The organism is Bradyrhizobium sp. (assembly GCF_049519115.1).
In the GTDB taxonomy this organism is placed as follows: domain Bacteria; phylum Pseudomonadota; class Alphaproteobacteria; order Rhizobiales; family Xanthobacteraceae; genus Bradyrhizobium.
This window is the reverse complement of record NZ_JBEKRB010000017.1, coordinates 1-24610: the sequence shown is the minus strand read 5'-3', so window position 1 is coordinate 24610 and position 24610 is coordinate 1. Positions and strand designations below refer to the sequence as shown.

Annotated in this window: 26 protein-coding genes, 1 tRNA gene and 2 pseudogenes; 12 read left to right on the top strand and 17 right to left on the bottom strand. The window is 58.8% G+C overall.

The genetic code is table 11. The features are described from left to right. Positions 1-14: 14 nt before the first annotated feature. The gene (locus ABSE61_RS15240; protein ID WP_423871955.1) at positions 15-1160 is read left to right on the top strand and encodes an FAD-dependent monooxygenase; all 1146 of its coding nucleotides are present in this window, start codon (positions 15-17) and stop codon (positions 1158-1160) included. Further along, positions 1157-2782, top strand: coding sequence for a benzoate-CoA ligase family protein (locus tag ABSE61_RS15235; protein WP_423871954.1), 1626 nt, complete (start codon positions 1157-1159; stop codon positions 2780-2782). The genes ABSE61_RS15240 and ABSE61_RS15235 overlap by 4 nt, the downstream gene beginning before the upstream one ends. Here the strand turns inward: ABSE61_RS15235 and ABSE61_RS15230 are convergent, their stop codons facing one another. Genes ABSE61_RS15230 through maiA form a run of 3 tightly spaced genes read right to left on the bottom strand, consistent with a single transcriptional unit; the run spans position 2783 to position 5107 of the window. Then, positions 2783-3976, bottom strand: coding sequence for a 3-hydroxybenzoate 6-monooxygenase (locus tag ABSE61_RS15230; RefSeq protein WP_423871953.1), 1194 nt, complete (start codon positions 3974-3976; stop codon positions 2783-2785). It lies immediately after the preceding gene. Continuing rightward, positions 3976-4485, bottom strand: coding sequence for a MarR family winged helix-turn-helix transcriptional regulator (locus ABSE61_RS15225; protein ID WP_423871952.1), 510 nt, complete (start codon positions 4483-4485; stop codon positions 3976-3978). The genes ABSE61_RS15230 and ABSE61_RS15225 overlap by 1 nt, the downstream gene beginning before the upstream one ends. Beyond that, positions 4475-5107, bottom strand: a complete 633-nt coding sequence (maiA, locus tag ABSE61_RS15220; RefSeq protein ID WP_423871951.1) for a maleylacetoacetate isomerase — start codon at positions 5105-5107, stop codon at positions 4475-4477. Before maiA ends, ABSE61_RS15225 begins: the two co-directional genes overlap by 11 nt. Positions 5108-5227: 120 nt before the next feature. Between maiA and gtdA the strand changes: the two genes are divergently transcribed. Then, positions 5228-6268, top strand: a complete 1041-nt coding sequence (gtdA, locus tag ABSE61_RS15215; RefSeq protein WP_423871950.1) for a gentisate 1,2-dioxygenase — start codon at positions 5228-5230, stop codon at positions 6266-6268. Positions 6269-6436: 168 nt separating this feature from the next. Next, on the top strand, positions 6437-6724 hold the full coding sequence (locus ABSE61_RS15210) for a hypothetical protein (RefSeq protein WP_423871949.1): 288 nt from the start codon (positions 6437-6439) through the stop codon (positions 6722-6724). Positions 6725-6868: 144 nt separating this feature from the next. Here the strand turns inward: ABSE61_RS15210 and ABSE61_RS15205 are convergent, their stop codons facing one another. The 9 genes from ABSE61_RS15205 to ABSE61_RS15165 all read right to left on the bottom strand — a co-directional run bounded on the left by ABSE61_RS15205 (position 6869) and on the right by ABSE61_RS15165 (position 13951). Then, positions 6869-7543, bottom strand: a complete 675-nt coding sequence (locus ABSE61_RS15205) for an alpha/beta hydrolase family protein (protein ID WP_423871948.1) — start codon at positions 7541-7543, stop codon at positions 6869-6871. A gap of 6 nt (positions 7544-7549) precedes the next feature. Then, entirely contained in the window at positions 7550-8557 is a 1008-nt protein-coding gene (locus ABSE61_RS15200; protein WP_423871947.1) for an amidohydrolase family protein, read from the bottom strand. A gap of 81 nt (positions 8558-8638) precedes the next feature. Beyond that, positions 8639-8720: transfer RNA gene (locus ABSE61_RS15195), tRNA-Arg, on the bottom strand. A 265-nt stretch (positions 8721-8985) separates the two neighbouring features. Beyond that, the gene (locus ABSE61_RS15190; protein ID WP_423871946.1) at positions 8986-9297 is read right to left on the bottom strand and encodes a hypothetical protein; all 312 of its coding nucleotides are present in this window, start codon (positions 9295-9297) and stop codon (positions 8986-8988) included. A 65-nt stretch (positions 9298-9362) separates the two neighbouring features. Continuing rightward, on the bottom strand, positions 9363-9527 hold the full coding sequence (locus tag ABSE61_RS15185) for a hypothetical protein (protein ID WP_423871945.1): 165 nt from the start codon (positions 9525-9527) through the stop codon (positions 9363-9365). 270 nt (positions 9528-9797) lie between these two features. After that, positions 9798-10451, bottom strand: a complete 654-nt coding sequence (locus tag ABSE61_RS15180) for an aromatic-ring-hydroxylating dioxygenase subunit beta (RefSeq protein ID WP_423871944.1) — start codon at positions 10449-10451, stop codon at positions 9798-9800. Then, positions 10397-11758 (bottom strand): aromatic ring-hydroxylating oxygenase subunit alpha, encoded by a 1362-nt coding sequence (locus tag ABSE61_RS15175; protein WP_423871943.1) that lies wholly within the window; start codon positions 11756-11758, stop codon positions 10397-10399. Before ABSE61_RS15175 ends, ABSE61_RS15180 begins: the two co-directional genes overlap by 55 nt. A gap of 36 nt (positions 11759-11794) precedes the next feature. After that, on the bottom strand, positions 11795-13288 hold the full coding sequence (locus ABSE61_RS15170) for a glutamine synthetase family protein (RefSeq protein ID WP_423871942.1): 1494 nt from the start codon (positions 13286-13288) through the stop codon (positions 11795-11797). A gap of 444 nt (positions 13289-13732) precedes the next feature. After that, on the bottom strand, positions 13733-13951 hold the full coding sequence (locus ABSE61_RS15165) for a hypothetical protein (RefSeq protein ID WP_423871941.1): 219 nt from the start codon (positions 13949-13951) through the stop codon (positions 13733-13735). Positions 13952-14450: 499 nt separating this feature from the next. On the opposite strand from ABSE61_RS15165, the gene ABSE61_RS15160 reads away from it, so the two are divergent. The 3 genes from ABSE61_RS15160 to ABSE61_RS15150 all read left to right on the top strand — a co-directional run bounded on the left by ABSE61_RS15160 (position 14451) and on the right by ABSE61_RS15150 (position 15747). Continuing rightward, positions 14451-14780 carry a response regulator gene (locus ABSE61_RS15160; protein WP_423871940.1) on the top strand — a complete coding sequence of 110 codons (330 nt, stop codon included), beginning with the start codon at positions 14451-14453 and terminating at the stop codon, positions 14778-14780. Between the two features lie 197 nt (positions 14781-14977). Next, the gene (locus tag ABSE61_RS15155; RefSeq protein ID WP_423871939.1) at positions 14978-15244 is read left to right on the top strand and encodes a hypothetical protein; all 267 of its coding nucleotides are present in this window, start codon (positions 14978-14980) and stop codon (positions 15242-15244) included. Between the two features lie 170 nt (positions 15245-15414). Beyond that, entirely contained in the window at positions 15415-15747 is a 333-nt protein-coding gene (locus tag ABSE61_RS15150) for a hypothetical protein (protein ID WP_423871938.1), read from the top strand. Positions 15748-16574: 827 nt separating this feature from the next. Here ABSE61_RS15150 and ABSE61_RS15145 read toward each other — a convergent pair. The 3 genes from ABSE61_RS15145 to ABSE61_RS15135 form a co-directional block, all read right to left on the bottom strand. Continuing rightward, positions 16575-16733: a hypothetical protein gene (locus ABSE61_RS15145; RefSeq protein WP_423871937.1), complete on the bottom strand. Its 159-nt coding sequence runs from the start codon at positions 16731-16733 to the stop codon at positions 16575-16577. A gap of 1 nt (position 16734) precedes the next feature. Beyond that, entirely contained in the window at positions 16735-17067 is a 333-nt protein-coding gene (locus ABSE61_RS15140) for a hypothetical protein (protein WP_423871936.1), read from the bottom strand. A gap of 831 nt (positions 17068-17898) precedes the next feature. Beyond that, a complete protein-coding gene (locus ABSE61_RS15135; RefSeq protein ID WP_423871935.1) occupies positions 17899-18327 on the bottom strand; it encodes a hypothetical protein in 429 nt (142 codons plus the stop codon). 84 nt (positions 18328-18411) lie between these two features. On the opposite strand from ABSE61_RS15135, the gene ABSE61_RS15130 reads away from it, so the two are divergent. The 5 genes and pseudogenes from ABSE61_RS15130 to ABSE61_RS15110 form a co-directional block, all read left to right on the top strand. Then, positions 18412-18651 carry a helix-turn-helix domain-containing protein gene (locus ABSE61_RS15130; RefSeq protein ID WP_423871934.1) on the top strand — a complete coding sequence of 80 codons (240 nt, stop codon included), beginning with the start codon at positions 18412-18414 and terminating at the stop codon, positions 18649-18651. A gap of 112 nt (positions 18652-18763) precedes the next feature. After that, positions 18764-19507 carry a hypothetical protein gene (locus ABSE61_RS15125; protein WP_423871933.1) on the top strand — a complete coding sequence of 248 codons (744 nt, stop codon included), beginning with the start codon at positions 18764-18766 and terminating at the stop codon, positions 19505-19507. Positions 19508-19688: 181 nt separating this feature from the next. Further along, entirely contained in the window at positions 19689-20738 is a 1050-nt protein-coding gene (locus ABSE61_RS15120) for a Rieske 2Fe-2S domain-containing protein (RefSeq protein ID WP_423871932.1), read from the top strand. A 45-nt stretch (positions 20739-20783) separates the two neighbouring features. After that, positions 20784-21980, top strand: coding sequence for an ABC transporter substrate-binding protein (locus ABSE61_RS15115; RefSeq protein ID WP_423872044.1), 1197 nt, complete (start codon positions 20784-20786; stop codon positions 21978-21980). 275 nt (positions 21981-22255) lie between these two features. Further along, positions 22256-22393 (top strand): annotated as a pseudogene (locus tag ABSE61_RS15110) (dodecin family protein); the annotation flags it as partial. A gap of 233 nt (positions 22394-22626) precedes the next feature. Here the strand turns inward: ABSE61_RS15110 and ABSE61_RS15105 are convergent. Together ABSE61_RS15105 and ABSE61_RS15100 are read right to left on the bottom strand one after the other, a co-directional pair. Beyond that, a complete protein-coding gene (locus ABSE61_RS15105; RefSeq protein ID WP_423871931.1) occupies positions 22627-23547 on the bottom strand; it encodes an SGNH/GDSL hydrolase family protein in 921 nt (306 codons plus the stop codon). Positions 23548-23986: 439 nt separating this feature from the next. Continuing rightward, positions 23987-24472: pseudogene (locus tag ABSE61_RS15100) on the bottom strand (IS110 family RNA-guided transposase); the annotation flags it as partial. Positions 24473-24610 lie beyond the last annotated feature (138 nt).

Genomic DNA, 24610 nt, shown 5'->3' with positions numbered 1-24610 from the left:
CTAGGGAGAGAGGCTTGCGTATCGCCGTCATCGGCGGAGGCCCCGGCGGCCTCTATTTCAGCTATCTCTGGAAAAAGCGCCACCCGGACGCGCACCTCGATCTGTTCGAGCAAAACCCGGCCGGAGCCACCTGGGGCTTTGGCGTGGTGTTCTCCGAACAGGCGCTTGAATTCCTGCGCGCCGACGATCCCGACACGGTGGATGCGATCGCGCCGCGCATGGAGAGCTGGAAGAACATCACGCTCAATTTGCGCGGTGAAAGCGCCGAAATCGACGGTGTCGGCTTTTCCTCGATCGGCCGGCTCGATCTGCTCCAAATCTTGCAGGCGCGCGCGACGTCCACAGGCGTCGCCCTGCATTTCGAAACGCAAGCTTCGCTCGACCAGTTGAGCGGCTATGACCTGATCGTCGCCGCCGATGGCCTCAACTCCACGGTGCGGCGGGCCTTCGAAGGCGATTTCGGCACGTCGCTGTCTTATTCCGCCAACAAATTCGCCTGGTACGGCACCACGAAGCGCTTCGAGACGCTGTCGCAGACCTTCGTTGCGACCGACCTCGGCAGCTTCAATGCCCATCATTATCGCTATGCTTCCGGCATGAGCACCTTCCTCGTGGAATGCGATCTGCCCACCTGGCAGTCTTACGGCTTCGCCGACAAGACGGTCGAGGAATCCAAATCGATCTGCGAGCAGGTGTTCGCCAAAACCCTCGATGGCCATGAATTGATCTCGAATAAATCCGTGTGGCGGAATTTCCCGTGGGTTTGGAACGAGCACTGGTTCTTCAAGAACGTGGTTTTGATCGGCGACGCCCTGCACTCGGCGCATTTCTCGATCGGCTCGGGCACGCGGCTTGCGATCGAGGACGCCATCGCTCTCACCAAGGCGCTGGAGGCAGAACACACCCTCGGCGACGCGCTGGCCCGCTACCAGAGTGAACGTCAGCCCATCGTGAAGAAACTGGTGACGGCTGCACGCACCAGCGCCGACTGGTATGCGAAATTCCCTGAGCATATGAAGCTGGACCTGATGGACTTTGCTTACAGCTACATCACCCGCTCCGGCCGGATCGACGATGCGCGCCTGCGCGCGATGGCACCCGCGTTCATGGCGCGCTACGAGGCGTCGCGGCCACGCTCGGCCGGCGGAGGCAAGCCATGACCTCGTCCACGCCATTGCAGATCGTCGATCAGGTCCCCACTGAGACCGCAGGGGCGCGCGAGATCGGCTTTTCAATTTCCACCGTCTACAACGCGAGCCGCGTTCTCTTCGACAATCTCGCCAGGGGCAACCACGATCGCATCGCGCTAACGGGCCCGCTTGGCGCCGTGACCTATGCCGAACTATGCGCGGAGGCCTCGCGCTGGGGGCATGGGCTGATCTCGCTCGGGCTCACGCGGGGCGATCGCGTGCTGATGTTTCTGGACGATACACCGGCCTATCCAGCCGCCTTCTTTGGCGCGGTCCGCGCCGGTTTCGTCCCGCTGTTGATCAACACGCTGACGCCGCCGGATCTCCTGCAATTTTATCTATCGGATTCCGCTGCGTCAGTTGCCGTGGCCGACGCTGAGTTTTGCACGCGCTTCGACGCGGTCGCCTGCAAGGACACAGCATTGCACACGCTGATCGTCGTCAACGGCGGGGCGTCCGGTCATGCCGTCGCGAAAACGGTGATCGCCAAGGATTGGCTGCCCGGCTTTCCGGCCGACCTGACCGAGGCCGATACGCATCGCAACGAAATGGCGTTCTGGATGTATTCGTCGGGCTCGACTGGAAGACCCAAGGGCATCGTCCATCTGCAGCACGACATGGCCTATAGCGACCAGGCGTACGCGCAAAACTTTCTCAAGCTTACGCCCGGCGACATCTGCTTCTCCGTGCCAAAGATGTTCTTCGCTTATGGCTTCGGCAATTCCGTCACCTTTCCATTCTCGGTCGGTGCAGCGACGCTGTTGCTGCCGGGCCAGCCCAAGCCGCAGACCATTTTCGAGGCGATCGCGCGCTATCGCCCGACCATCTTCTTCGGCCTGCCGACGCTCTACACCGCCCTCACCAAGGCCGAAGGTGCCGACAAGGCCGATTTTTCTTCGCTGCGACTGGCGGTCTCGGCCGCCGAAGTGCTGTCTGCCGAAGTCTTCCAGGGGTGGAACACCCTCACCGGTCTTGAGATCGTGGAGGGTCTCGGGTCCACCGAAGTGCTGCACATCTATCTCTCTAATCGACAAGAGGAGAAAAAGCTCGGCGCCGCTGGCCTTCGCGTTCCCGGCTACGAGATCGCACTGAGAGACAGCGACGGCCACGAGGTCGGCGACGATGTCGAAGGTATTTTATGGGTGCGCGGCGATTCCAACACGCCGCTGTACTGGAACCGGCCGGATAAATCGGCCGAGACCATCCGCGAGGGTGGTTGGATCTATACCGGCGACCGTTTCGTGCGAGACGCGGACGGGTTTTATTTCTTCCGCGGCCGCGCTGATGACCTGATCAAGATTTCCGGGCAATGGGTCTATCCGCTCGAGGTCGAGCTGTGTCTCGCCGAACATCCCGACGTGCGCGAATGCGCGGTCTTTGCCGCCGAACTGCCGGATCGTCGCATGACACTCAAGGCCGTCGTCGTCATGAACCAGCCCGCGGCCGACGAGCGCGAAACGACGAAGCTCCTGCAGGATTTCGTCAAGGCAAAACTCCTGCCTTACAAGTATCCGCGCGAGATCCAATTCACCGACGAATTGCCGAAGACCGGCACCGGCAAGATCGACCGTCAGGCCGTGATGCGGATGTAGCTACCCCGTCAATCCCGTCCCGCCATAAAGCCAGGCGAGATCGTCGTGCCATTCACCTTGCGACTTCGCGCTCATGATGGCGTTGCGCAGCCGCGCATGTTCGCCTGTGGGGTGATAAATGTGTTCGCCGATGACGCGCGAGAGCAGTTGCACCTTTGCGGTGCGCGGAAAGCGTAACTCGCGGTATTTTTCCAACGCGACGGCGTGATCGCTCCCGTGGATGCCCAGCATGTGCGACAGGCAGACGGCGTCCTCCATCGCCTGGCAAGCGCCTTGCGCGAAATATTGCAGCATCGGATGGGCGGCATCGCCGAGCAGCACGACGCGGCCGTCGATCCAGCGTTCGGTCGGATCGCGATCGCACAGCACCCAGAATTTCCAGTTGGTGCCGTGACGGATGATGTCGAGCGCTCGCTCGTGAATATGCGCAAACCCTTTCATCACCTCTTCTTCCGGCACCGGCTTGCCAGCCACCGGCTCCGGCGCATCGTTGTGGCAGGTGACGACGAGGTTGAACACTTTCCAGCCCGACAGCGGGTAATGCACGAGATGGCATTTCACCCCGGCCCAAAGCGTGGCGGCATTCCAGCGCAAATCTTCCGGCATCTGGTCGGTCGGAATCACCGAGCGGTAGGTGGTATGACCGGAGACGCGCGGCTTGCCGTCGCCAACGACTTGCGTGCGAACATTCGACCACAACCCGTCGGCGCCGATCAGGAGCGAGCCGGTGACGCGATCGCCCGACGCCAAGCGCGCCGTCACCGAAGAGCCGTCCTGATCGTAGCCGACGACTTCGGAGCTGACGCGCAGATCGATCAGGTCGCTGTCGCGGCACGCTTTGAGGAAAACGCCGTGCAGGTCACCACGATGCACCACCGCATAGGGGTTGCCGAAGCGTCCACGAAAAGCCTCGCCGAGATCGACATGGCAGATTTCCTGCGCCGTCATCGCATCCATGAGGCGAAGCTGGTCGACATAGACCGCCATATTCCGGGCGGCTTCGCCGACCCCGAGATAGTCAAAGGCATGAAACGCGTTCGGCCCGAGCTGGATGCCGGCGCCGATCTCGCCCAGGGAGGAGGCTTTCTCGAGCAGGATAGAGCGAATGCCCTTTTGGGCGAGCCCCACCGCTACGGCGAGGCCGCCGATGCCGCCGCCCGCGATCAGGACCGGTTGTGTGTCCGCGCCCGCCATCAGCTCGCTTTCCCCAAATGCTCGAGCGCGTCTTCGGCGCGGAGCGGCACGCGCGAGGCCTCGTTGTTGAGATCGACGAGCTGTTCGAGCAGCGTCAGCAGGGTCTTGCGATCGGTGGGCTTGAGCGGCTGCAAGATCCGCGCCTGCACCCGATCGACCGACGGCATGATCTCGCGCAACAGGCTCGCGCCGGCCTTGGTCAGGTACAGAAGCTTGACGCGCTTGTCTTCGGGCGCGGGCTTGCGCTCGACATAGACCTTGGCTTCGAGCCGTTCGATCACGCTGCCAAGCGTCGAACGGTCGAACGCAATCACGGCGGAGAGCCGCGTGGCGTCGATGCCGGGATGGGTGCGGATCGCAATCAGCGCGGCATATTGCACCGGCGTCAGGTCGAAGGCCTTGCACTCCTCGATGAAGATCGCGACCGCGATCTGTTGCATCCGGCGGAATAGATAACCGGGTGCGGTGTAGACCGCATCCATCGTTACGGTGTCAGCTTTATTCGGCATCGGGCTGTCGCTCCGGAGCGGCATCGGTGAACGCCTTGAGTTGTTTCGCAGCCGCTTCCGCCGTGAGCAGGCGGGGGAAAGCGGCGACGTCGACGCCGAAGCGGCGTGCGTTGGCGAGTTGTGGCACCAGACAAAGATCCGCAATCGTCGGCGCATCGCCAAAGCAAAATGGCCCGGCCTCATGCGCGATCAATTTCTCGCAAGCCGTCAGGCCTTCGCGGTTGGCCCAACCGGCCCAGCCCGTCACCTTTTCTTCCGCAATACCAAGCTCGCGCAGTCGCGCCAGGATTTTCAGATTCTGCACCGGATGGATATCGCAGGCGATCGCTTGCGCAAAGGCACGCACCAAGGCGCGGCGCATCGGATCCTTCGGTAACAGCGGTGGGACGGGATGGGTTTCATCCAGCCATTCGATGATCGCGAGCGATTGCGTAAGGATGGCGCCGCCGTCGCCTTGCAAGGTGGGAACCAGGCCTTGGGGATTGATCGCGAGATAATCGGGAGACCGCTGCTCACCCTTGCGCAGATGGTAGCTCAGCTGTTCCGCACTTAAACCCTTCAGGTTCAATGCGATTCTGACCCGATAGGACGCGCTGCTGCGGAAATAGCCGTGCAGCTTCATCGTCGACCTCCCCATTTTATTTTATAACCGGCCCTTAGGGGCGTCATTGACGCTATCCATATTGGCAGTATACTGTCAATCAGGAAACGACAAAGCAACAACAACGATGGGAGGTTGGCTATGGAAGCCGTGGTGAAGACGCCGGAACGCGAGGCGTTCTACAAGAAGATCGACGGCGAAAATCTTTCCGCGCTGTGGAACGTGCTCGGCGATCTCGTTACGCCGGAGCCGAGAAGCGCCTGCCAGCCTCACTTATGGAAATTCGATGCCATCCGCGCCTACATGAACGAGGCCGGCAAGCTGATCACCGCGAAAGAAGCCGAGCGGCGCGTGCTGGTCCTTGAGAATCCGGGACTGCGTGGCCAGTCGAAGATCACGACCTCGCTGTTTGCAGGCGTCCAGATGGTGGTGCCGGGCGATGTCGCGCCGGCGCATCGCCACAGCCAGTCGGCGCTGCGCTTCGTGCTCGAGGGCCGGGGCGCCTACACCTCGGTCGATGGCGAGCGCACCGCGATGTCGCCGGGCGATTTCGTCATCACACCGTCGATGACCTGGCACGACCACACCAACGAGACATCCGAGCCGATGTTCTGGCTCGATGGGCTCGACATCCCCCTGGTGCAGTTCCTTGACGCCTCGTTCGCGGAACATTCAACGGAAGATCAGCAGAAGATCAGCCGTCCTGCGGGCGACAGCTTCGCGCGCTACGGCCACAACCTGCTGCCGGTCGACGGGAAGCGCACATCGAAGACCTCGCCGATCTTCAACTATCCCTATTCCTACACCCGCGACGCGCTGGAAGCCGCCAAGCAGCGCGACGAATGGGACGCATGCCACGGGTTGAAGCTGAAATTCTCCAACCCCGAAACGGGCGATTTCGCCATGCCGACCATCGGCACCTTCATTCAATTGCTGCCGAAAGATTTCAAGACCGCGCGCTATCGCTCGACCGATGCGACCGTGTTCGCGGCGATCGAGGGCAAGGGACGCACCCGGATCGGCGATCAGACTTTCGAGTGGGGACCGCGCGACCTGTTCGTGGTGCCGAGCTGGCGGTGGGTTACGCACGAGGCGGATGCGGATTCGGTGCTGTTCTCGTTCTCCGATCGTCCGGTGCAACAGAAGCTCGATCTGTTCCGCGAGGATCGCGGCAACGCGTGAGGCGCACCGTTGCTCAATCCACGTCATTGCCTGCGACAAACGCGAAGCGTTTGCGCAAGGGAGCAAAGCGACGAAGCAATCCAGAACTTTTCTGCGGCAAGACTGGATTGCTTCGCTAACGCTCGCAATGATGGCCTAAACCGGCATCGAGATTCGCGAAAGCTCGGCATGATCAGCGCTAAATCGAAAAGCATTATTCCGACGTTGGCCGGCCTTCTGATGAGCGCCGTTACAGTTGTGTTTGCATGCACTCCCGCGAGCGCCGTGGAACAATGCCGCTTCATCCAGCCCAAGCCGGAGCGCGAAGCCTGCTATCAGCGGCAGGACGCTGAGCTCGCCGCGAAACGTAAGCCGGCGGAGCCGCGCCGTGACCCGACCATGGAAGCGCTCCAGCAGATGAAACAAGAAGACCAGGCGCTGGACCGGCAGATCCACAGCATTTGCCGCGGCTGCTGAGCTTTCTACAGTCGTTCCTGCGAAAGCAGGGACCCTACGCCGCGGCCCGTCGACCAAGCGATCGGAAGCCGACTTCCTAAAGCAACGTGTATTGGTGGTTATGGGTCCCCGCGTACGCGGGGACGACATCATTCCAGTGATCAATTAGAGCGCATCGACCCAGCCGGCGAACCCATCGAGAATTTCGTTCATCACCTCGCGGTCGTTGCGGCCCGAGCGCGCGAGCACGTGGAAGGAATGATCGGCGCCGTCCACCAGATGCAACCTCGCCTGCGATCCCAAACGCTTCACCACGCCTTCGATCAGCGCCGCTTCCGCGAGGCTGTCGCGTGTGCCCTGGAGAAACAGCATGGGGATATCGATCTTGACGAGATGATCGGCACGGTCGGTGGAAGGCTTGCCGGCCGGATGCAGCGGGAAGCCAACGAAGGCAAGCCCGCGCACGCCGGGTAGTGGCGCTGCCGCCTGCGCCTGCGACGTCATACGGCCGCCGAAGGATTTTCCGCCAGCGATCAGAGCAAGGCCCGGAAAAATTTCCGCGGCCTTTGCCACGGCCGCGCGCACCGTGGCCTGCGCAATCGCCGGCGGGTCCGGGCGCTTGCTGCCTTTTTCCATGTAAGGAAATTGATAGCGCAACGTCGCGATGCCGCGTTCGGAGAGGCCGGTCGCAAACGCTTCCATGAACGAATGCGCCATGCCGGCGCCAGCGCCATGGGCAAAAACGAAACAGGCGCGCGGTGCCTCAGGCCGATGCAGCAGCGCCGAGACCGCTCCGGGCTTTCCGGTGTCAAACGAGAGTTGTTTCGCGTGAACTGTCATTCAATCTCAGCCGCGGCGGATCAGCGCCGATATATTTCCGGCGTCAATCTTGTGCCGGACCGCACCCGGCAACTGCAGCGCATCCAATGCCTTGATGGTTTCGCGCACCAGGTAGCTACCGCCTTCGGCATCGAACGGAAAGTCGCTCGCGAACACCACCTTGTCGGCACCGAAATAGTCGAGCCCGCATCGCATGGCGCCGACCGCACCCGAGAGCGCGGTGTCGGCAAAGAACATCTTGAAATAGTCTTCTGGACGCCGCTGCAGCGGCCCCGGCAACAGGCCGGCGTCGGCGGGAGGCGTGCGCGAACCCATCTCCAATCCCCAGCCCTGGATAATGCGGCCTTCGAAGTAAGGAATCATCGCGCCCATGTGGTGGGTGATGATTTTCAAATCCGGGTGGCGGTCGAACAGGCCGGAAAACACCAGCCGCGCCATGGCGACAGAGGAGTCGTAAGGCCAGCCGAAACACCACCAGATTTCGTAGCGCGACTTCGTCTCGTTCGGATAATCCGGCAAGGGCCCACGGATCGGGTGCAGCCAGATCGCAAGATGTCGCCGCGCGATCTCGGCAAACACGGGTTGAAAGCGCGGATCGTCCAGCGGTACGCCGCGCATATGGGTACACAACTGAAAGCCCACCGCACCGATCGTCTCGGCCCGCGCGATCTCGGCCAGCGCCGCCTCGATATCGTGCAACGAGAGGGCTGCGGCGAACGCCTGAAAGCGATCCGGATGACGAGACACGAGTTCCGCGAGCCCATCGTTCATGAGGCGCATCAGGTCGACCGCGGCTTGACCATCGGTCAGATCCTCGATCGCCGGCATCGAGGGAGTGAGCAATTGGCGGTAGCCCGCAAAGCTATCCATCAGTCGAAAGCGGTGATCGAGATCATAGAGCGGTTTCAATTCAAGCCAGCGCTTGAGCGGCCCCGCCGCGTTTGCCACGGTTTGAAGCTTCGCAAAATACGCCTTTGGGAAAATATGGGTCCAGGCGTCGATCCGATCAGGCATGTGGGGTTCTCACCGGGACCCGCGCGGCCGCGATCGATCCCTGATCTGGAGGAGGAAATTACTGGAAATGACATGAAAAAATGGCGATCCCGGCATGACTCGAACATGCGACCTACGGTTTAGGAAACCGTCGCTAACTGGCGGCTTCATACCAGAATGAGCGAGCGCTCGCCAGTCTTTGAACGAAGACTTCTCATTCGCCGTCTTCTTGAATGCGTTTTTCATCGGCCAGCGCTTTTACCTGGCCAGGCGTTTCTGTGACCAGCCATGGTCTTTGCAGCCCTGACCAATCCACAACTCGCGGATCGAGGGAAACAAGCGCTTTTGCGCCTCTCTCTCGGTCGGCCTGAAGTGGCGGTTCGATAATGTATTTTATGCTGCTCGCTCGAATATGCAGTTCGCCGCTTAGTGAATGAAGGGTGATAAATTTAGTGTCGAGCTGGAGCTCCGTTAAGAAATTCTCCGGGGGAGTCGTTGATCGAAAGCGGGATTTCAGCAATGCCCCAAACGTGTGGCGTCAATGCCCCCCGATTAACTTCCGAATTTCCCCGAACAGGTTTAAGCGTTACGGTCAAACTGTAAGTAGGCGCTACTGCCGTCACTTTGTTCGGATCGAAGATATAGGTGGTTTGATTTTCACCTAGCTTCATCGCCGCAAGAGGCGGCAACTTGGCTGCATTGGCCACGACCGGCATGATGAGCGCAGCGAACAGGATGGGCGTGGCGAATTTCGATTCCATTGCCGTTCCCCATATCTGGGTTTGATACGCAAGATGCACAGGTTTGCGGCCAGCTCGCGGCGCATCTAACGTGGCGAGTGATGGCGCAAATGGTACTGCTTGATCCAGCGGCCCAATCGCGTGCGCGGCTGATAGGGAATGTGGGCGACGTAGTGCACCCATTCATAATGCAGGATCGCCAGCATCATGCCGAACAGCGTGGACGCTGAAGCGTCGGAGCCGCCGGCCATGATGATCGTCCCAAATAGAGCACAAGCGAAATTGACAGGTCGGAGACGCATCCTTTTGCCTCGATGCTGGTGATGACCCCATCGTGCATAAGCGCTGACCTAAAGTCCGTTCCAATGCTGAATACATTGCCGGCCGGATCTTCACGCCAATCAAGTGGGCGACCGACCCAGACCTCAACGGGAAGTTCGACGGACGATGATCGAGGCGTGCCGGTTCAGCGTCCGCCTGCTCCCCGGCCATCCGAAAGCTTCACGCAGCGCAAAACATGCTCACAGGATGATGCTAGGATTTCTAATACATTGGTCACATTGAAGCAGATTCACCTGCTTCGCGGAAATCTTCCAATCGCCGTCGACATTCCTGAAGCGGTGCCCGGCCCATCCAGCGAGGGTACGAGTTTCGTCGTCCCAGAATTCGTTGATGAGAAAATTGGAACGCACGAGCTTTTGTCCGGGGGTCGGGCAATCGAACACCTCGACGTTCGACACCATTCGAACGGTGCGCGATGAGGGGGCTTGCGACCAAGCAAAGCCGGTCGACAGGCGATATACCCGGTCCCCGAGCCTGCGCCGGTCATCGAACATAACGGCAATCTCGCGTCGCGGGTCACCGCCGTTCGGCGTACTCGGCACCCAGTAGAAGCATTCATCGGTATAGCTCGCCATCCACGCGGCGAAATCTAGTCCGTCGAGGAGACGGGCCTCGCGTTCGATCAATCGCCGAAAAACGTCGCGCTCGGCGGGATCCTCAACGGTAGGTTCCTCGGTTCTGATACGTTGGAAATCCGCGATGAGTTGCCGATACGCCGCGTCGTCGACATAATAAGAATAACGCGCCGGGTCGCGGCTGAGGGCGGCTGTGCTCATCTCTAGGGCTCCCGACGAATGGTAAGTTTCGGTTGCGTCTTCATCAGACGCTTCCATTCTTTGATGTATTCCCGCATGAAGATCTCATCGGTCGCGGGTCCTTTAAGCGTTCCGTCGTCCAGCTTTTTGATGCGCCCGGGGATATCGGAGCCCCGGTTCATATAGATCCATTCGTCTTCCTGGCAGCGAAGCCCGCGCTGGATTTGCTCGAAGTTTGTGACGTCGTCCACCTCGCCGAAGTTCGGGAATCCCTCCTGCGTGCGCATGCGAAGCGTGTTGATGTCGTTCAGGACCTCCGGCCCCATCGTTCCGTCGACGTCCTCGATTTTGGTCCCGTACCAGATGGTATCGGTCTCCTCGAGGGAGATCGGCTGGAAGACCTGGATATGGTTGCCTAGCAGCGAGAGATTGGGAAAGATGTTGATGTTGACGGGTTCCGATCCCGCTAGATCCAGAAACGCTTCGGCCTTTTCACCAAATTGACGGCGCAGCTTTTCGGCAACGTGCTCCATTCCCGGGTGAAGCGACTCGATCGCCCAAAGACCGCCGAGGCGTGGCTGCAGGTTCGGCCGCTTGTCCTTGAAATGATGTCCGTTGCCCATGTATTGGATGTACATCGGCTGCTCGTCGGGCGAATCCTTGTAGTAAGACATGCCCTTCTGGGTCGCCTCGTCCTGAAACCGGTTTTCCGTTTCGAGCAGCGAACGATGCGAATACAGCACGTGGTACCCATCGCCCGAGTTATCATACGCCAGCTTCCAGTTACCCTTGTACTTGATGCGATTGGCCTCGCAGACAATGATCTTTCCGCCGGGGTTGCGGTCGATCCACTCATCCATCGGTCGCTTGATTAATCCCAGATGATCACTGAGTGGAGGAAGGGCCTCATTCAACGTGCCGAAGATGAACCCCCGATAGGATTCGACGCGGGGGAGTTGTGCCAAGTTGAACTTTGAATCCTTGGCGGGATTTTCCGCGTATCCATCCGGCCACGGCACTCCGCGCAGCTTGCCGTCGTTCTGAAAATTCCAGCCATGGTATGGGCACTGGAACGCGCGCTTGTTGCCCTTATCGAATCGGCAGAGTGTCGTTCCCCGGTGCGTGCATCGATTGTAGAGGGCGCGGATCACACCTTTATCGTCTCGCGTCATGATCAACGGACGCAGGCCCAGCTTTGCCGTGATGTAGTCGTTGTTGTTCGGGATCTGGCTCTCATGGGCAAGGTAGACCCAGGTGCCGCCGAAGATGTATCGCATCTCGGCGTGGAAGATCGCGGGATCCGTGTATAACGATTCGTGCACGCGGTCTTCTTGAACCAAGTAGTCCCAGTCGTACGCGCCGGTACTAAGTTCAATTTGCGTCATGGGTCGAAACCTCGAGAGGGACGTATTCGATTTTGCTCAAAAGAAGTCGAAGTATTCGTTCTGCTCCCAGTCCGTGACCTCCTCGCTCGTCGGATCCAGGCCGTTCGCTTTCACGAATTCTGTGAAGCGATCGGATTCCTTGCGCTTGAGCGCGAGATAGTGGTTCACGAACAATTCGCCCATTTCTCGCCGGAATAATTCAGAATTGTCGAGGCTGTCGAGGGCGAGAGGCAGGCTTTTGGGTAACTTGGTCGTATCCGCGCTGTACGGATCGGTGGCCGGCGCTCCAGGGTCGAGCGAGTTGTCGATCCCGTCGAGGCCGGAAATGATTTGCGAAGCGATGTAGAGGTACGGATTGGCCGACGGCTCTCCCAACCGGTTCTCGATGCGAGATGCGTGATCGCCGACCTCGCCTAATACTCTCAGCATGACACCGCGATGGTCCGTTCCCCAAGTAAGCCGGTCGGGGGCGAGCGAGTTCGTGCGAAAGCGCCGGTAGGCATTGACCGTTGGATTGGCGAACACCGCGGCTGCAACCGCGTGGTTCAGCAAGCCTCCCAAATAAGCTTTCCCAAGCTTCGAGAGCGGCTCGCCTGATTCCGTCGGCGTGAAAACGTTCCCACCCGTATCAGCGTCGACCAGGGACTGATGCAGGTGCCATCCGCTGGAGTAGAGACCTTTGAGCTTCGGCCGGCACATGAAGCTCGCCAGGTAGCCCATGCGGCGGGCGATTTGCCGAGTGGCTGTACGGAAAAGCAACATACTGTCGGCGGCGCGAAGCGCATCGGTTGGTCCGAAGGTGCATTCGACCTGACCGGGACCCCACTCGTTCTCAAATGACCGTACGGGCAGCTCCAGCGCCTCGTACGCGCTTGCCAACGCCGCGATCGGCTCGTGCATCAGGTCGAAGTTAGTCTCCGAGTGAAACGAGTATCCCGGCTCGACGGGATATGCGCGCAATGCGCGTCCCTTGATCCCAGGTGAGCCGAGGTGTTCTTCGGTCAGGTGATCTTCCGCAAGCCGCAGCAGATACCACTCCACCTCCAAACCGACGATGCAGCGCAGACCGCGACCTTTCAGGCATTCAAGTTGCTTTCGCAACACGTGCCGGGGCGAAAAATGGAATGGCTGCCCCGAACCAAAGTAGTCGTCGCAAAGAATCCAAGCGACGTCTGGCTCCCACGGCAAAACCCGGAACGTATGCGGGTCCGGAACGACGGTCAGGTTGGGCGACCCCGTCATCTCGTGCAATCCCATGCCGCCGCCGCGAGAGAAGGACGAGAAGACGCGAGCACCCGACGCGTCGAGCGTCGCAGTCGCAACGTTGATGTTGTAGCCGTTCTTCAAAGCGCCAAGGAAGGCTTTAGCGGTCACGGTTTTCGCGCGTGAAGCCCCATGCGGGTCGCCCCACGCCACACGCACCAGCTTGATGCCGTCGCTCTCGATCCGACCGATCACCTCTTTGGATAGCTTAAACTGTTCGTCGGTCCATAGGCCATGCTTTTCGATGAAGCCGGAACCGCTCGACATGGAGACCTCTGATCGGCATGGGCCGAAGTTTGGAATCTTGGTATGATCGCTCTGAGCGTAGATTAAAGAGATGCATATCCGCAACATCGTTTACACCGGGCGCTGCTCCTGAGGAGTGTCGCTACGAGATCTGTGGTTCGAGCAGCGGAAACGGTGCAGTAAAGTGTCTCGTTTTACTGAGTGAAAAAGCCCGTACGTTATCGAGCCTTCACCGAGTGAGTTTTATCCAGTTTAGAAACAATCTTGGCGCTTGGTGAATGCGAGCGCAAAGAATGCACTTTAACCACCATTAAGTGCCAAACCTTTTGACGCGATCCGCTTACATTACGGTGGCCTGCGCCGACCTCAACCAAGCGGCGACGCTTTTTACAGCGCACTCAGACGGATACCTCGGGGGTCGTGCTGGGAAGTTTTCATCTTGTGAGGAAAAGGGACCGATTCAACTCAATCGCGTGGCCTTATCTGAAGCTCCAGCAAAGCCATTCTCTGCAACGTCGCTGGGTCTCGCTCGCCTTCCTTGGCCGTTCGCAGGATGGTCTCTGCTATCGATTGCAAGTGCCCGGAACTGACGGGAACCGGCAGGGTCTCCACCGCCGCCTCCAGTGCATCCTTCATCAGCTTTATCGTCTCGGGCGGAAAACTCGCGTGCGGAAACTCTTTCATCTGGTCAGCCCTCCTCTGCGGTTCGCGAACTAAAAAGACGCAACCAACGCCGATCGACTGAACGATTGCTGTGTAACGAAGTAAGCGTCGACGGCGTCAGCCGTTCCAGGTCAGGCAGCGCAAAGATTGAGCATCCGCGTTGTGAACCATTGCTCCGGCCGGCTCTTGGTCCTGGGGCGAACAGATTTGTACTGGATCGCAACATGCCGAAGCAAACCGATCGAATCGACTCGGTTCATAGCCGGGCGATAAGCGGCGAGATCGCCGAGAGGTTGCGCGCTCATTATCGAATGACCCATCGCCGCTGCCGGCCTTTCTCAGGCACCGGCTCGATCAGCTTCGCGAATTGGAAGAGCAGTCTCCCTCGATAGTACCGTCCATGAAGGGTGATCGCTTTTAGCCCCATTAGCGTTCCAGTCTGATTGCGTGGCAAACAGTCCTGCTCGTCCCAAGTAGGGTAAACGCCTTTGGAAGAGAAACTCAAATCAATCGCCTCGTAGTGGACGATGACCAGATGCAGCGTGACGAGGTGGTCATGCTTCTGCGAAGCGCGGATATCCAAGTCATCCAGTGCGAGAGTGGCGAGGCGGCGGAACTGTTCCTTGAGAGAGTCGGCGGATGTCTTTGCCTGATGTTCGCCGACGTGGAACTTGCGGGAAGTATGACTGGCTCGGAGCTGGCGACCATGGCTAGACGCGGCTTTCCTAATTTGAAGATTATCGTCACGTCCGGGCGAAGTCGCCCCGACCTTCCGGATGGAACGACGTTCATGCCGAAGCCCTGGGGGGCTTTGGATATCGTTCGAGAGGCTGAATTGTCGCCCTATTAAATCGAGCTCGCGGCGCCAGATAGACCTGACCCAAAATCGAAACCAAGGACGTCAGAACGGTGGGATCGATACAGGAGATCGAGACAAGTTATCCCGAACTGCGAGCCTTCGCATCGCTGCGTCTCCCCGTAAAAATTCGGTCTTGGCTTAAGCGACCGAATCTCGTCATGTGGCAAGGGGCTCTGGAGAACAAGAAAATGAAGCATCCCCTTCTCTTCAACCCGTTTCATTCGAGACAGGAGCAACTGCCGGAACGCGCGCAGGAAGCTCGGCGACACGCGGGTTTGTCAGTGCAAACGACGCCGGTCTGCGGTCACTGCCGCTCCGATGACATCGTTTCAGATGCGACGGTGCAGTGGAGCAACGAGCATCAGGAGTGGGAACTGGCCGACACCTTTGCCAAGCCGGCGCACTGCAATAGCTGCAACGTCGCCTACGAAATCGTCCGGCTGCCGCTGAATTAGGTCGCAAGGTAAAAAAGCACCCTGATTTTTCCAAACGAGCCGCGGTAATGCCGGTTCCCCTAGGGGGCATTACTCTCTGGACGACGGTAATAAGTTGTTTTTTGCGAAGCTTTGGTCGACCATGGAGGGCCCTTGAGGCACCCCGTTCTCTGCATTTCGAGTTCTGATCGATGTGGAAAGGCATTCTCGCAACGCTGTTCGTTTTATTCGGCGTCAGCGCAGTTTTTGCTCTGAGGTCCACCAGTCGAGACGCTTTGGCCGAATTGGCCGCAGCGGCACCTCTGCATTCGACGACAGCTCATCCGTCCCATGAGGCTTTCGAAAACTTTGAAGTGAACTCGAGCGCAAAGGCCGACAGGCTGCCCGTCGTCGTGCCTGGCGACGAAGCAAAAAAAGTAGTGCTCGAGCCGGTTCAAGTCTCCAGCAGCCAAGCCCAGGCGGCAAAGGCTCCGATCACTAGCTGGCACTGGCATGCCGGCTCTAGCAAGATCACTCGCAAATAAGAGCAGGCGTAATACTGATCGCCTGCAAGGGCGTTATTCGGTCGCTGCTAATCGTGCTTCTGCCGACGATGCCCCAATACCAGCGGGCGATGACCCGGTCTGGTAGACCGCAGGCCCGTTTTATATCAGGCAGATTTTTTCCCCAAGCCAGCCCTGTAAGGTCCCTGTCAGCAGACGCCACTAGGCTGGGCCATGGCAACGATCGGCGATTGGCTAACTGGTAACTTTGATTTTTTTGGACCCACTATCCAAAATTGGATGGTCGCCGTCCCTGCCATCATCGCAGTCAGCATCATAGTGGCATGCTGGAGCCGCTAGTATGGAACCTGGTCCTGCTGAAACTGCAATCCTACAGTGGCTCGCTGCGGCCGGAGCAATCGCGATAGCTTTCTGGTTGGGGTATGTTGCTCACTATGAATTTGGCATTTCCTTGCAGGAAATTCGCATCGTCGCCGCGATTGTCGCCTCGACTATCGGAGCGCTGCTGAATATTTCGGACGCAAACTACGTAAACCTAAATGATCGGCTCATTGTTAGAGGCTCACGTCAGGTAGGCGAGCTGCCTGATACTGGCCAACGGAATAACAACCGACCGTCGGCAAGATAGCCTCCCAGTAAGGCGTCTCAGTTGCGGCCTCTTTGAGGTCCATCCCCCGAAATCTCCAACCCCCCGGCAGCTCGCCTCCCAGCGCGATCGGCAGAGGTATGAGGCAGCGCTGCAGGCCTCGTCCGCTACGCGGCGACCCCTGTTTCTGGCACCTGAAAAAGCACAGCGCCGCCAAAGCGAAGCTTGGCGGCGCTAGGTTATATATTAGTCGCTGAAGCGCTCAGAGTGGTTGACCGACACCGACCTTGGCAGATTTGTAGACGTCGCCGCCGTCAAAGCTCATCTTGACTTGGGAGACGTCAAAAGTTTGCAGGCTGCTGCAGCCTGCAACGGTCAAAAAGATCAGCAAGACGAGGGCTGTCCGCATATGCGCGGTCAAGTTAGTGCTTGCCCTTCACGGGCACACCTTCAGCCCTCAACTCCTTGATGTCAGCATGAATGTCATGCTTATCGGCAAAGATGTCATGCTTATCGGCAGCGATGTTCGCCGCATCTTTGGCGGCAGCTAGAAGGTGCCCGTTTGCTACTGCGTTGTTAAATTCGGCCTTCTCTGTTTTCAGATTTGTATAATCAGTCTTGAGGTCTTTGTAGTCGTGCGACAGGTCCTTAAGTTGCTTAGAAATTTCGCCCCAGTTCTTGCCTGCGTCTTCCGCAAGCGCCGGTGTCACTGCTATGCAAACCAACGCCGCTCCAACTGCCAACTTTCTCAACATGTCTCGCCCTCCGCAATGAATGGAAATAAGCCATCTGCACTAACAGAGTCGTTCAAGATCGGCTGTGACCGATTTGACACGATAGATAGCAAAGCCGCTTGACTTTCTTCCTTCCGATGGGCGCACGCTTGAGAGAGTGAGGCATTCGCAAGTGCGCTCGGACTCGCTGCTCGGTAACACCCGAATTCCGCCAATGAAAACAAGGCTACGGTGGGAATGCCTCTAGAAGGGCGCCAATGCCTGCGTCTACGGCGAAATGAAGGCCGGGAGATAGTTGTCACCACAATCCCCGGCCGCTGGTTCAGAAACGGCTAGCCCGTTTGGGGCCTAAGCATAGAAAAGACGTTGGCAGATCTTGCCGCTAGCCGCCAGCGGTTCCATTGACGTCAGCCAACCGCTGATACTCAACGGGCGCCCTTTAACGTGCAGGATGTGTTGCAGGTAGTAGCGACGCCACGGTCGCATCGCGTACAGACTGCCACGCACTGTTCCAAAGACCTGGGATTGTAAGCGTGATAGAGGCTTTTGGCGCAGCTATTTGTGGACCCCGTCGCGTCGACGTCGGGGGAGCACGCGCTTAGAACGGAAGCCAATGCTACCAAGGCGGCAAATCGCTTCATGATACCTCTGAGTCAGCAAAGCCCTTCAGGATGCTGCCCTGATTGGTCGATTCTCGCTAGCCAAACCGAGCTGGTGCCGTGCGAGCCGCGCGCCGGCGTCGTGTATGTTATGTAACAAGTCGGGTCGCGCCGGCATCTCCGTCGTCACTGATGATTATTCCGCACGCAGCGGGCAGTAGCCAGCACATTAATCAGCTATCCGTGGCACCAGTCACTCGAAGTGATACGTGCTTTCGCCCCTGTCGGTCACTATCCGGACCCTCAGCGGATCGCAGAGCGATATGACGTAGCTCACGTCCCCGAAGTTCATCGTGGTGTCCTTCGGGCCGTTGACCAGGACGCAGTCGGAACGGCCGTTGACGGTCACGTCCCTGATCGCGACCGGCTGCTCGCCCAGCGACTGGACCTTCAACCGCTGAGCTGTCGGCTGCTGGCATCGGCCGCCCGGGCAGTCCAGAGCCGGGATCATGAAGTACCCGTACTCGACCTTGAACTTCGGCCCGGTAGTCGATGCTAACGATCCGGCCGGACCGTGTATCCCGTCGCGCAGGTAGCTTATCCCGAATAGGGTCACCAGTATCCCGACCAGCGTGAGCGTGGCCCCGAGCTTTGTTGGCGTCGTCCTGATAGCAATAGCCATCCTTAACCCCCCGTTTCCCTGTCTAAAAACCGTTTGAGGCGTTAAAGCCGTGGGCTAATAAACCACAGGCTGGTTGGGTCGTACATGGACCTTCGCCAGCTTTTCGCGACCAACCTTCGGCGCATCCGCCACCAGCGGAAGCTGTCCCAGGAAGGGCTTGCCCACGACGCCGGGGTCGACCGCGCCTACCTGAGCCGCGTAGAGCGGGGCGTGACCCACGTGGGCTTGGAGATCATCGGGAAGCTGGCCGAGGTGCTGGAGGTGGACCCGGCCGAGTTCTTCCGGCGATCAGTCCGCTCCGAGGGCCGGAAGAAGGCTGACTGAACTCTCCGGCCTCGGGGCCGAGCTCACCGGTCATCCGGAGTTAGCCGGCCTTGGCATGTACGGGAGTTGCCTCCCGGTTTACGGTTCCTCTCGACAGGGGCGGGAGGCAGCCATGGACATCGGGCGCAGGGAGTTACTGGCCGGGGCAACCAGTCTGGGTCTCGCGACCATGGTCAGATCGCCGGGCGCGATCACTGTCCGGGCCGAATACCTGATCGCAGAAGCTCCTCGATGGCACCCACTGACTCGCTCACTGCTCGACCGCGCCAATCGAGCCGGGCAACAGCTCGATCGATCCCGCGTGGAGCGCCTCATCCACGAGCTCGCCGGCGAGCACGGTCGACCGGTTATAAAATGGATGGACGCTCCGGGCCGTGCATTCGAGTACCTGCTCCGGTATCCGCTGGACGAGCTCGCGCAGATGCCGACGGCGCAGTTCTGGTCCTACCCTCCAACCATTTCGGCCGCGAGCGAAGACGACCAAGAGCGCTCAGTTGGACTCTATTTGCACGCCACTCGGGTTTTGAAGGTGGAGGAGCACGGCCGCGCGCTGCTGGCGCCGCAGCTGTTCCACAAGGCGCAAGCCATCGCGTCGCAGCCACTTCCCGAACAGGTCCTTGAGGCCAGAGCGGTCGCGGCCGAGATCGGCTGGATCGAGACTTCATTGCCGGGAGCTGCGGCCGGTGCGATCCGTGCCGTGGAAGACCTGCTCTCGGTGGGATGTGCCAAGGGCTCGATGCAGATCTATCATCAGTTGATGGTGTTCGAGGCGTTCGAGTGCGGCCTGCTAGCCACGTGGGAGACGCCGGACGAGCTGGGTCGGAACCAGTCGAGCTCGCGGCGATGTCCTTTCTAAGCGGGCATCCTAAGGCCCCCCGGGCATTCAGGCTCAACTTCGACGTCATGTAACGCGTCAATGCCGCCGTGCCGGCGCGCACATCCAGAGTTTCGAAGCTTTTAATGCTCTAAAAATTAGCATTGTAACGAAGCTAACTTATGTTAGCTTTTTCTGACACGGCGAGGATGGGGAGATAGGAATGTTTCTCTACAACGCTTGGTATGTAGCCGCTTGGGGTACAGAAATCGGCGAAAAGCCGATGGGTCGGACGTTGCTCGAAGAGCCGGTGGTTTTCTATCGGCGGTCCGATGGTCAGGTCGTTGCGTTGGAAGACCGTTGCTGCCACCGAGGCATGCCGCTGTCCTGCGGCCAGGTATTCGGGAATAACATCCGCTGCGAGTATCATGGCATGGTTTTCGATGGTGGAGGAAACTGTGTCGAAATACCCGGCCAGCCTCTCATTCCAAAGAGCGCCAGGGTCCGCAGTTTTCCCGTCGCCGAGCGCGATGGCCTGATTTGGATTTGGATGGGCGACGCCAACCTTTCGGACCCCGCTGCAATTCCGAGCTATCCTTGGCATGCGCGATGGCCGCACAAGGACAAAACGGAGCGGATCCTTTGCAACTATCTGCTCCTCTCCGACAATCTCCTCGACCAGACCCACGCCGCCTACGTTCACAAGTCGACGCTTGCAAGTAACGTCGACGCCTACGAGCGCGCTGAGATTAAGATCACCCCGACCGAAGACGGCGTAAAGTTCATTCGCTGGATGCTCAACTGTCAGCCGCCAGGCATCTACGCCAAGGCTGTGAAATTTAGGGGTCGGGTGGATCGCTGGGGTGAATTCGAATATGTCGCGCCTTCGTGCATCCTGCAATTTACCGGCGCCCGCGACGTCGGCGAAGGAGCCTACGAAAACGACGACCGCGACGGAGGCTTTGGTCTGCGTATTTTCTACGGCATCACACCGGAGACCGAGCACACAAGCTGGTTCATCTGGTCAGCGGCCAATGGCCACCGTCAGAATGAACCGGAAGCAACGGAGGAATTGTTCAGAGAAATCGAACGCGCATTCAAGGAAGATGAGGACGTACTAGTCGCCCAGTATGCGACCCTGCGCAAGATCGGTGATCGACCGCTGATAAACATCGCCTCGGATGGCGCCCGTGTCCACGCGCGGCTTGCGCTCGAACGGAAGATCGCAGAGGAGCGGGGTATTCCCCGCGAACAGGTCATCACTCTGGCATGAGATCGACGCCATAAGGAACGTCTAGGGGAAACATCCATGATGTTTATGCGCGCTTTGATATTCGGACTGACTACGAGTTTGATGTTTTCCGGCGAGATTCGCGCTGCGGAAAACGGACCAGGAGTGACGGACAGCGAGATATTGATTGGCCAGACCAATCCTTACAGTGGCCCTCTGTCGGCCTATGCCACGCAGGGCCACGCGCAGGCCGCTTACTACAAAATGGTCAACGACCAAGGCGGGGTGAATGGTCGAAAGATCAAGTTGATCTCGCTCGACGACGCTTATTCGCCGCCGAAGACAGTGGAGCAGCATCGGCGTCTAATTGAGAGCGACGAGGTATTTGGAATTGTCGGAACGATGGGAACACCCACGAACTCCGCCATCGTCAAATACGTCAACAGCAAAGCCGTGCCGCATATCTTCCTGGCTACCGGCGCGTCAAAATGGGGCGATGTCGCCAGCTATCCATGGACGATGGGATGGTATCCAACCTATCGTTCCGAAGGCATGATCTATGGAACGTACATACGGGATACGATCAAAGACGCCAAAATTGCCATCCTGTCGCAAAATGACGATTACGGAAGGGATTTCGTTTCGGGTTTCAAAGCAGGCTTGGGCGAAGCCGCCAATAAGCTCATCGTGAAGGAACTCACCTATGAAGTTTCGGAGCCGACCATCGATTCCGATATCATCACGCTGAAGGCCTCAGGGGCGAATGTATTGTTCAGCGCGGTTACGGCCAAAGCCGCAGCGCAGACCATCAAGAAGGCGGCCGAACTCGACTGGCACCCTACACATTTCCTCGTGCAGAACGCCAATTCGATAGCAACGGTGCTGACGCCTGCCGGCCTCGACCATTCGGTCGGAATTATTTCTGCCGCCTACGTCAAAGACCCCTCTGATCCTCAGTTCGCCAATGATCCCGGCATGAAGTCGTATCTCGCTTTCATGAAGCAGTATTATCCGGAAGGCGACGCTAAGGATCCGCAAAACCAGATCGGCGTGTCGATCGCCGCAACCTTCGTGCAGGTTCTGCGGCAGTGCGGCAGCGACCTTTCCCGTGAAAATCTCATGAAGCAAGCAAGCAATATTAAAGAGCTGGAACTACCGTTGCTTCTGCCCGGTATCAAGCTGAACACCAGCCCGGATGATCATTATCCAATTGAGCAACTGCAACTCGTCAAGTTCGACGGCAAGGCCTGGCAGCCCTTTGGTCCTGTATTGGGTAGCCACTGATCGCGACAATCAGCTAGTAGTCTCTGTCCCGCATAGGGGCCGGAAACCTCACGTAGAGGACGCTAATCGCCCATGCATAACGGTCGGCAGCAAGAAGCCGAAGTTACCCAGTAAAAACCTCGCCAGTCGGTTGCCTTGCTGAGGTGTGAACGGCATGCGGCAGGTCAGCCGGAGGAAAGAGCCCCGGAGACAGCGGGGTTGCGCGCATGCTGGTGCTCACGGCCAGTGCAGCCGATCTACTTGCAGCGAAGCTATAGAAGGAGGACGCGATCTAGAATGCCGTTTCTCGCGCTTCGAAAACGATCAGCGGCATGAAATGGTTCGAGGTCTCACCGACGAGGGGACACATCGAGGACGGGTCCGTTCGTCACTACCAGGTCACGCTGCGCGTCGGTTTCACGATAGAGGATTGACGTCCGCTGCGTCCGCGCTCTTCAAGCCGTTAGCGCTACAGATTTCGGGCCGTACTTTGGCCGCTTACCTTCAGCGACGGGCGACCAGACTGATTATCTTCCGCTTCTCGTGATGTCCGTTTATCGGGTGCCGGGGCAAAGCGGAAGTCGCGTGGATAGAACGCCACTTCTGCTTTTGACGACCCACAACGGACATCAGCGCTGGTGCGACGAGTAGACGTCGTACTACGACGTCAATCGCGGAGCGCCTTCAAGAGGGCCCGTGCTACGGCCGTGTGGCCCGACGCGCTCCAATGGCCGTCGGGAAGAAGATGAGCCGGATCGGCGGCCAGCGTGTCGTCAAGATCGATGCAGACGTCAGCAAATTTGCAGAAGATCGTTGAGGACAGGCCAAGCTTCGGTTCGAGCAGGTCGCGGGTGCCTTGATGGGCCAAGACCACTTTCACGCCGCGCGGCACTTCTTCACGAATTCGACCGAGCATGAAACGGATAATCTCGATCGATTGACTGGGATCCAGGTTCTCGGGAACCGTCGGCTCGATAGATCTTGCGACGACCCTAGCCACGAGGGACCAGTCGCTCCAGCGTTCCCACAGGCCGATACGCGGCGGGCGGAGAACATATGAGCCATTCGCCTTCTCGACGTAGGGCTTTGCTCGGCCGAAGAAACGCCGTCTCAATACATCGAAGTAATCGCTCTGATTTAGCACGATCAATACCGTATCGCCCGGTTCCAAAAGGTATTTCCAGTTTCGGAAAGCCACGTACTCTTGGTCAGTGCCGTAGCCCATGGTGCCCGTGTTTATGATGCGTGCATCATGGAGGAAGGAAAGCACTTTGACATCGAAGCGATCCTTGATGTCTATGCCTTCGCCGAAAGACAAGGAGTCGCCGAGGATCAAAATCCTGCGCTCGGTGTTAAGCTCTTGCGCAATTAGCCGTTGGCCATTCTCATCAGTTCTGATGCTCCACTCTTCGCCGGCCGCATTAGTGCGTGTCGTCACGAGATTAAGCGCATTGCTCCACCCGGTTTGCGCATCGGAGCGGAAAAGCCGAGCGGGCCTGGAGAAATAGCTCTCATAGAGTCGTAGGGCCGCTTCTGCGGCGACCGGCGCCACTGACAAAATGCCGAGGATAAGAGGTGTCCAACGCATGGGTGCGCTCGCGGAATCCCTGATACCATATTGGCACGTTTGAGACGTGCTGGGTCGGTCGGGCGATGTCCGTTGATCGGGTAGACCGGAAGTGGATTGCCCACGGTCAACCGGACGCAATTGACCCAACTGTATGGACCGGCCGTGCGTTGCAAGCCGAATTTGATTAAATGGAGGGGCTTGGTTTGCGCATCTGTATCCGGCCCTTCAATGGAGCGTTTCTGCTCCTGGCCATCATGGATATCCGCGCGAACCCGATCTCATTCTCGGAAAGACCCTGAGAGGCCGGTTGGGTCACCAGATCATGGGTACGACGGCGAGACCGTTTCTCCATCTCCTCAATTCAGCTCGCAGACCTCGGCAGGTAGCTGTAGATTCCTCAGTTGCGCCAGGGGATCAGGCTTGGACATCCTCTCGGCTGGGCCTGAATGCGTTGATCTTATGCGACCTTTGGCTCGACGCGCGCTTCGTAGCTGCGACCTTGTGCTAACACGGTCCAGGCGATCCGCGCCAGCTTATTGGCGAGTGCGGTTGCCAGGACGTTATGGTGTAAGCGTTGTGCTGCAGCCGTGAGCCACATCCCAAAACTATGCTTCGCCCAGTTTGCTGGTCTGAGCAGAATAACGCGAGCACCCTGCATGATCAGCGTGCGTAGATAGCGATTGCCGCGCTTGCTGATGCGTCCGAGGATCGTCCGATCGCCGGTCGACATCTGCTTCGGCACCAAGCCGAGCCAGGCGGCAAAGTCACGGCCCTTGGCAATGGCAGCACCATTGCCAATGGCCGCTACCATGGCGCTGGCGATGAGCGGGCCGATGCCCGGAGCGGTCATCAATTGGCGACAACTCTCGCTGTTATGCGCCAGAACCTCGATCTCTTCGGTGACGTGCTGGATACGCTCATCAAGACGCCGCCAATCGCCGCTCCCAGCCGTCGCGCCCTACCGCGCGAGCGGTTTAGACCGTATGTCCCTTTCCATGTGAAGGCGACTCGCCCTCGATGTGATGACGAGGGTTGCCCGGATAGGCTGGGTAGAGCCTCACACAAAGGGGCGAGTCATGGA

Coding starts and splice junctions, on each gene's coding strand:
- ABSE61_RS15235 (WP_423871954.1), top strand. CDS start 1,157: ATGACCTCGTCCACGCCATTGCAGATCGTCGATCAGGTCCCCACTGAG.
- ABSE61_RS15230 (WP_423871953.1), bottom strand. CDS start 3,976: ATGGCGGGCGCGGACACACAACCGGTCCTGATCGCGGGCGGCGGCATC.
- ABSE61_RS15225 (WP_423871952.1), bottom strand. CDS start 4,485: ATGCCGAATAAAGCTGACACCGTAACGATGGATGCGGTCTACACCGCA.
- maiA (WP_423871951.1), bottom strand. CDS start 5,107: ATGAAGCTGCACGGCTATTTCCGCAGCAGCGCGTCCTATCGGGTCAGA.
- gtdA (WP_423871950.1), top strand. CDS start 5,228: ATGGAAGCCGTGGTGAAGACGCCGGAACGCGAGGCGTTCTACAAGAAG.
- ABSE61_RS15210 (WP_423871949.1), top strand. CDS start 6,437: ATGATCAGCGCTAAATCGAAAAGCATTATTCCGACGTTGGCCGGCCTT.
- ABSE61_RS15205 (WP_423871948.1), bottom strand. CDS start 7,543: ATGACAGTTCACGCGAAACAACTCTCGTTTGACACCGGAAAGCCCGGA.
- ABSE61_RS15200 (WP_423871947.1), bottom strand. CDS start 8,557: ATGCCTGATCGGATCGACGCCTGGACCCATATTTTCCCAAAGGCGTAT.
- ABSE61_RS15190 (WP_423871946.1), bottom strand. CDS start 9,297: ATGGAATCGAAATTCGCCACGCCCATCCTGTTCGCTGCGCTCATCATG.
- ABSE61_RS15185 (WP_423871945.1), bottom strand. CDS start 9,527: ATGGCCGGCGGCTCCGACGCTTCAGCGTCCACGCTGTTCGGCATGATG.
- ABSE61_RS15180 (WP_423871944.1), bottom strand. CDS start 10,451: ATGGAAGCGTCTGATGAAGACGCAACCGAAACTTACCATTCGTCGGGA.
- ABSE61_RS15175 (WP_423871943.1), bottom strand. CDS start 11,758: ATGACGCAAATTGAACTTAGTACCGGCGCGTACGACTGGGACTACTTG.
- ABSE61_RS15170 (WP_423871942.1), bottom strand. CDS start 13,288: ATGTCGAGCGGTTCCGGCTTCATCGAAAAGCATGGCCTATGGACCGAC.
- ABSE61_RS15165 (WP_423871941.1), bottom strand. CDS start 13,951: ATGAAAGAGTTTCCGCACGCGAGTTTTCCGCCCGAGACGATAAAGCTG.
- ABSE61_RS15155 (WP_423871939.1), top strand. CDS start 14,978: ATGAAGCATCCCCTTCTCTTCAACCCGTTTCATTCGAGACAGGAGCAA.
- ABSE61_RS15150 (WP_423871938.1), top strand. CDS start 15,415: ATGTGGAAAGGCATTCTCGCAACGCTGTTCGTTTTATTCGGCGTCAGC.
- ABSE61_RS15140 (WP_423871936.1), bottom strand. CDS start 17,067: ATGTTGAGAAAGTTGGCAGTTGGAGCGGCGTTGGTTTGCATAGCAGTG.
- ABSE61_RS15135 (WP_423871935.1), bottom strand. CDS start 18,327: ATGGCTATTGCTATCAGGACGACGCCAACAAAGCTCGGGGCCACGCTC.
- ABSE61_RS15130 (WP_423871934.1), top strand. CDS start 18,412: ATGGACCTTCGCCAGCTTTTCGCGACCAACCTTCGGCGCATCCGCCAC.
- ABSE61_RS15125 (WP_423871933.1), top strand. CDS start 18,764: ATGGACATCGGGCGCAGGGAGTTACTGGCCGGGGCAACCAGTCTGGGT.
- ABSE61_RS15120 (WP_423871932.1), top strand. CDS start 19,689: ATGTTTCTCTACAACGCTTGGTATGTAGCCGCTTGGGGTACAGAAATC.
- ABSE61_RS15115 (WP_423872044.1), top strand. CDS start 20,784: ATGCGCGCTTTGATATTCGGACTGACTACGAGTTTGATGTTTTCCGGC.
- ABSE61_RS15105 (WP_423871931.1), bottom strand. CDS start 23,547: ATGCGTTGGACACCTCTTATCCTCGGCATTTTGTCAGTGGCGCCGGTC.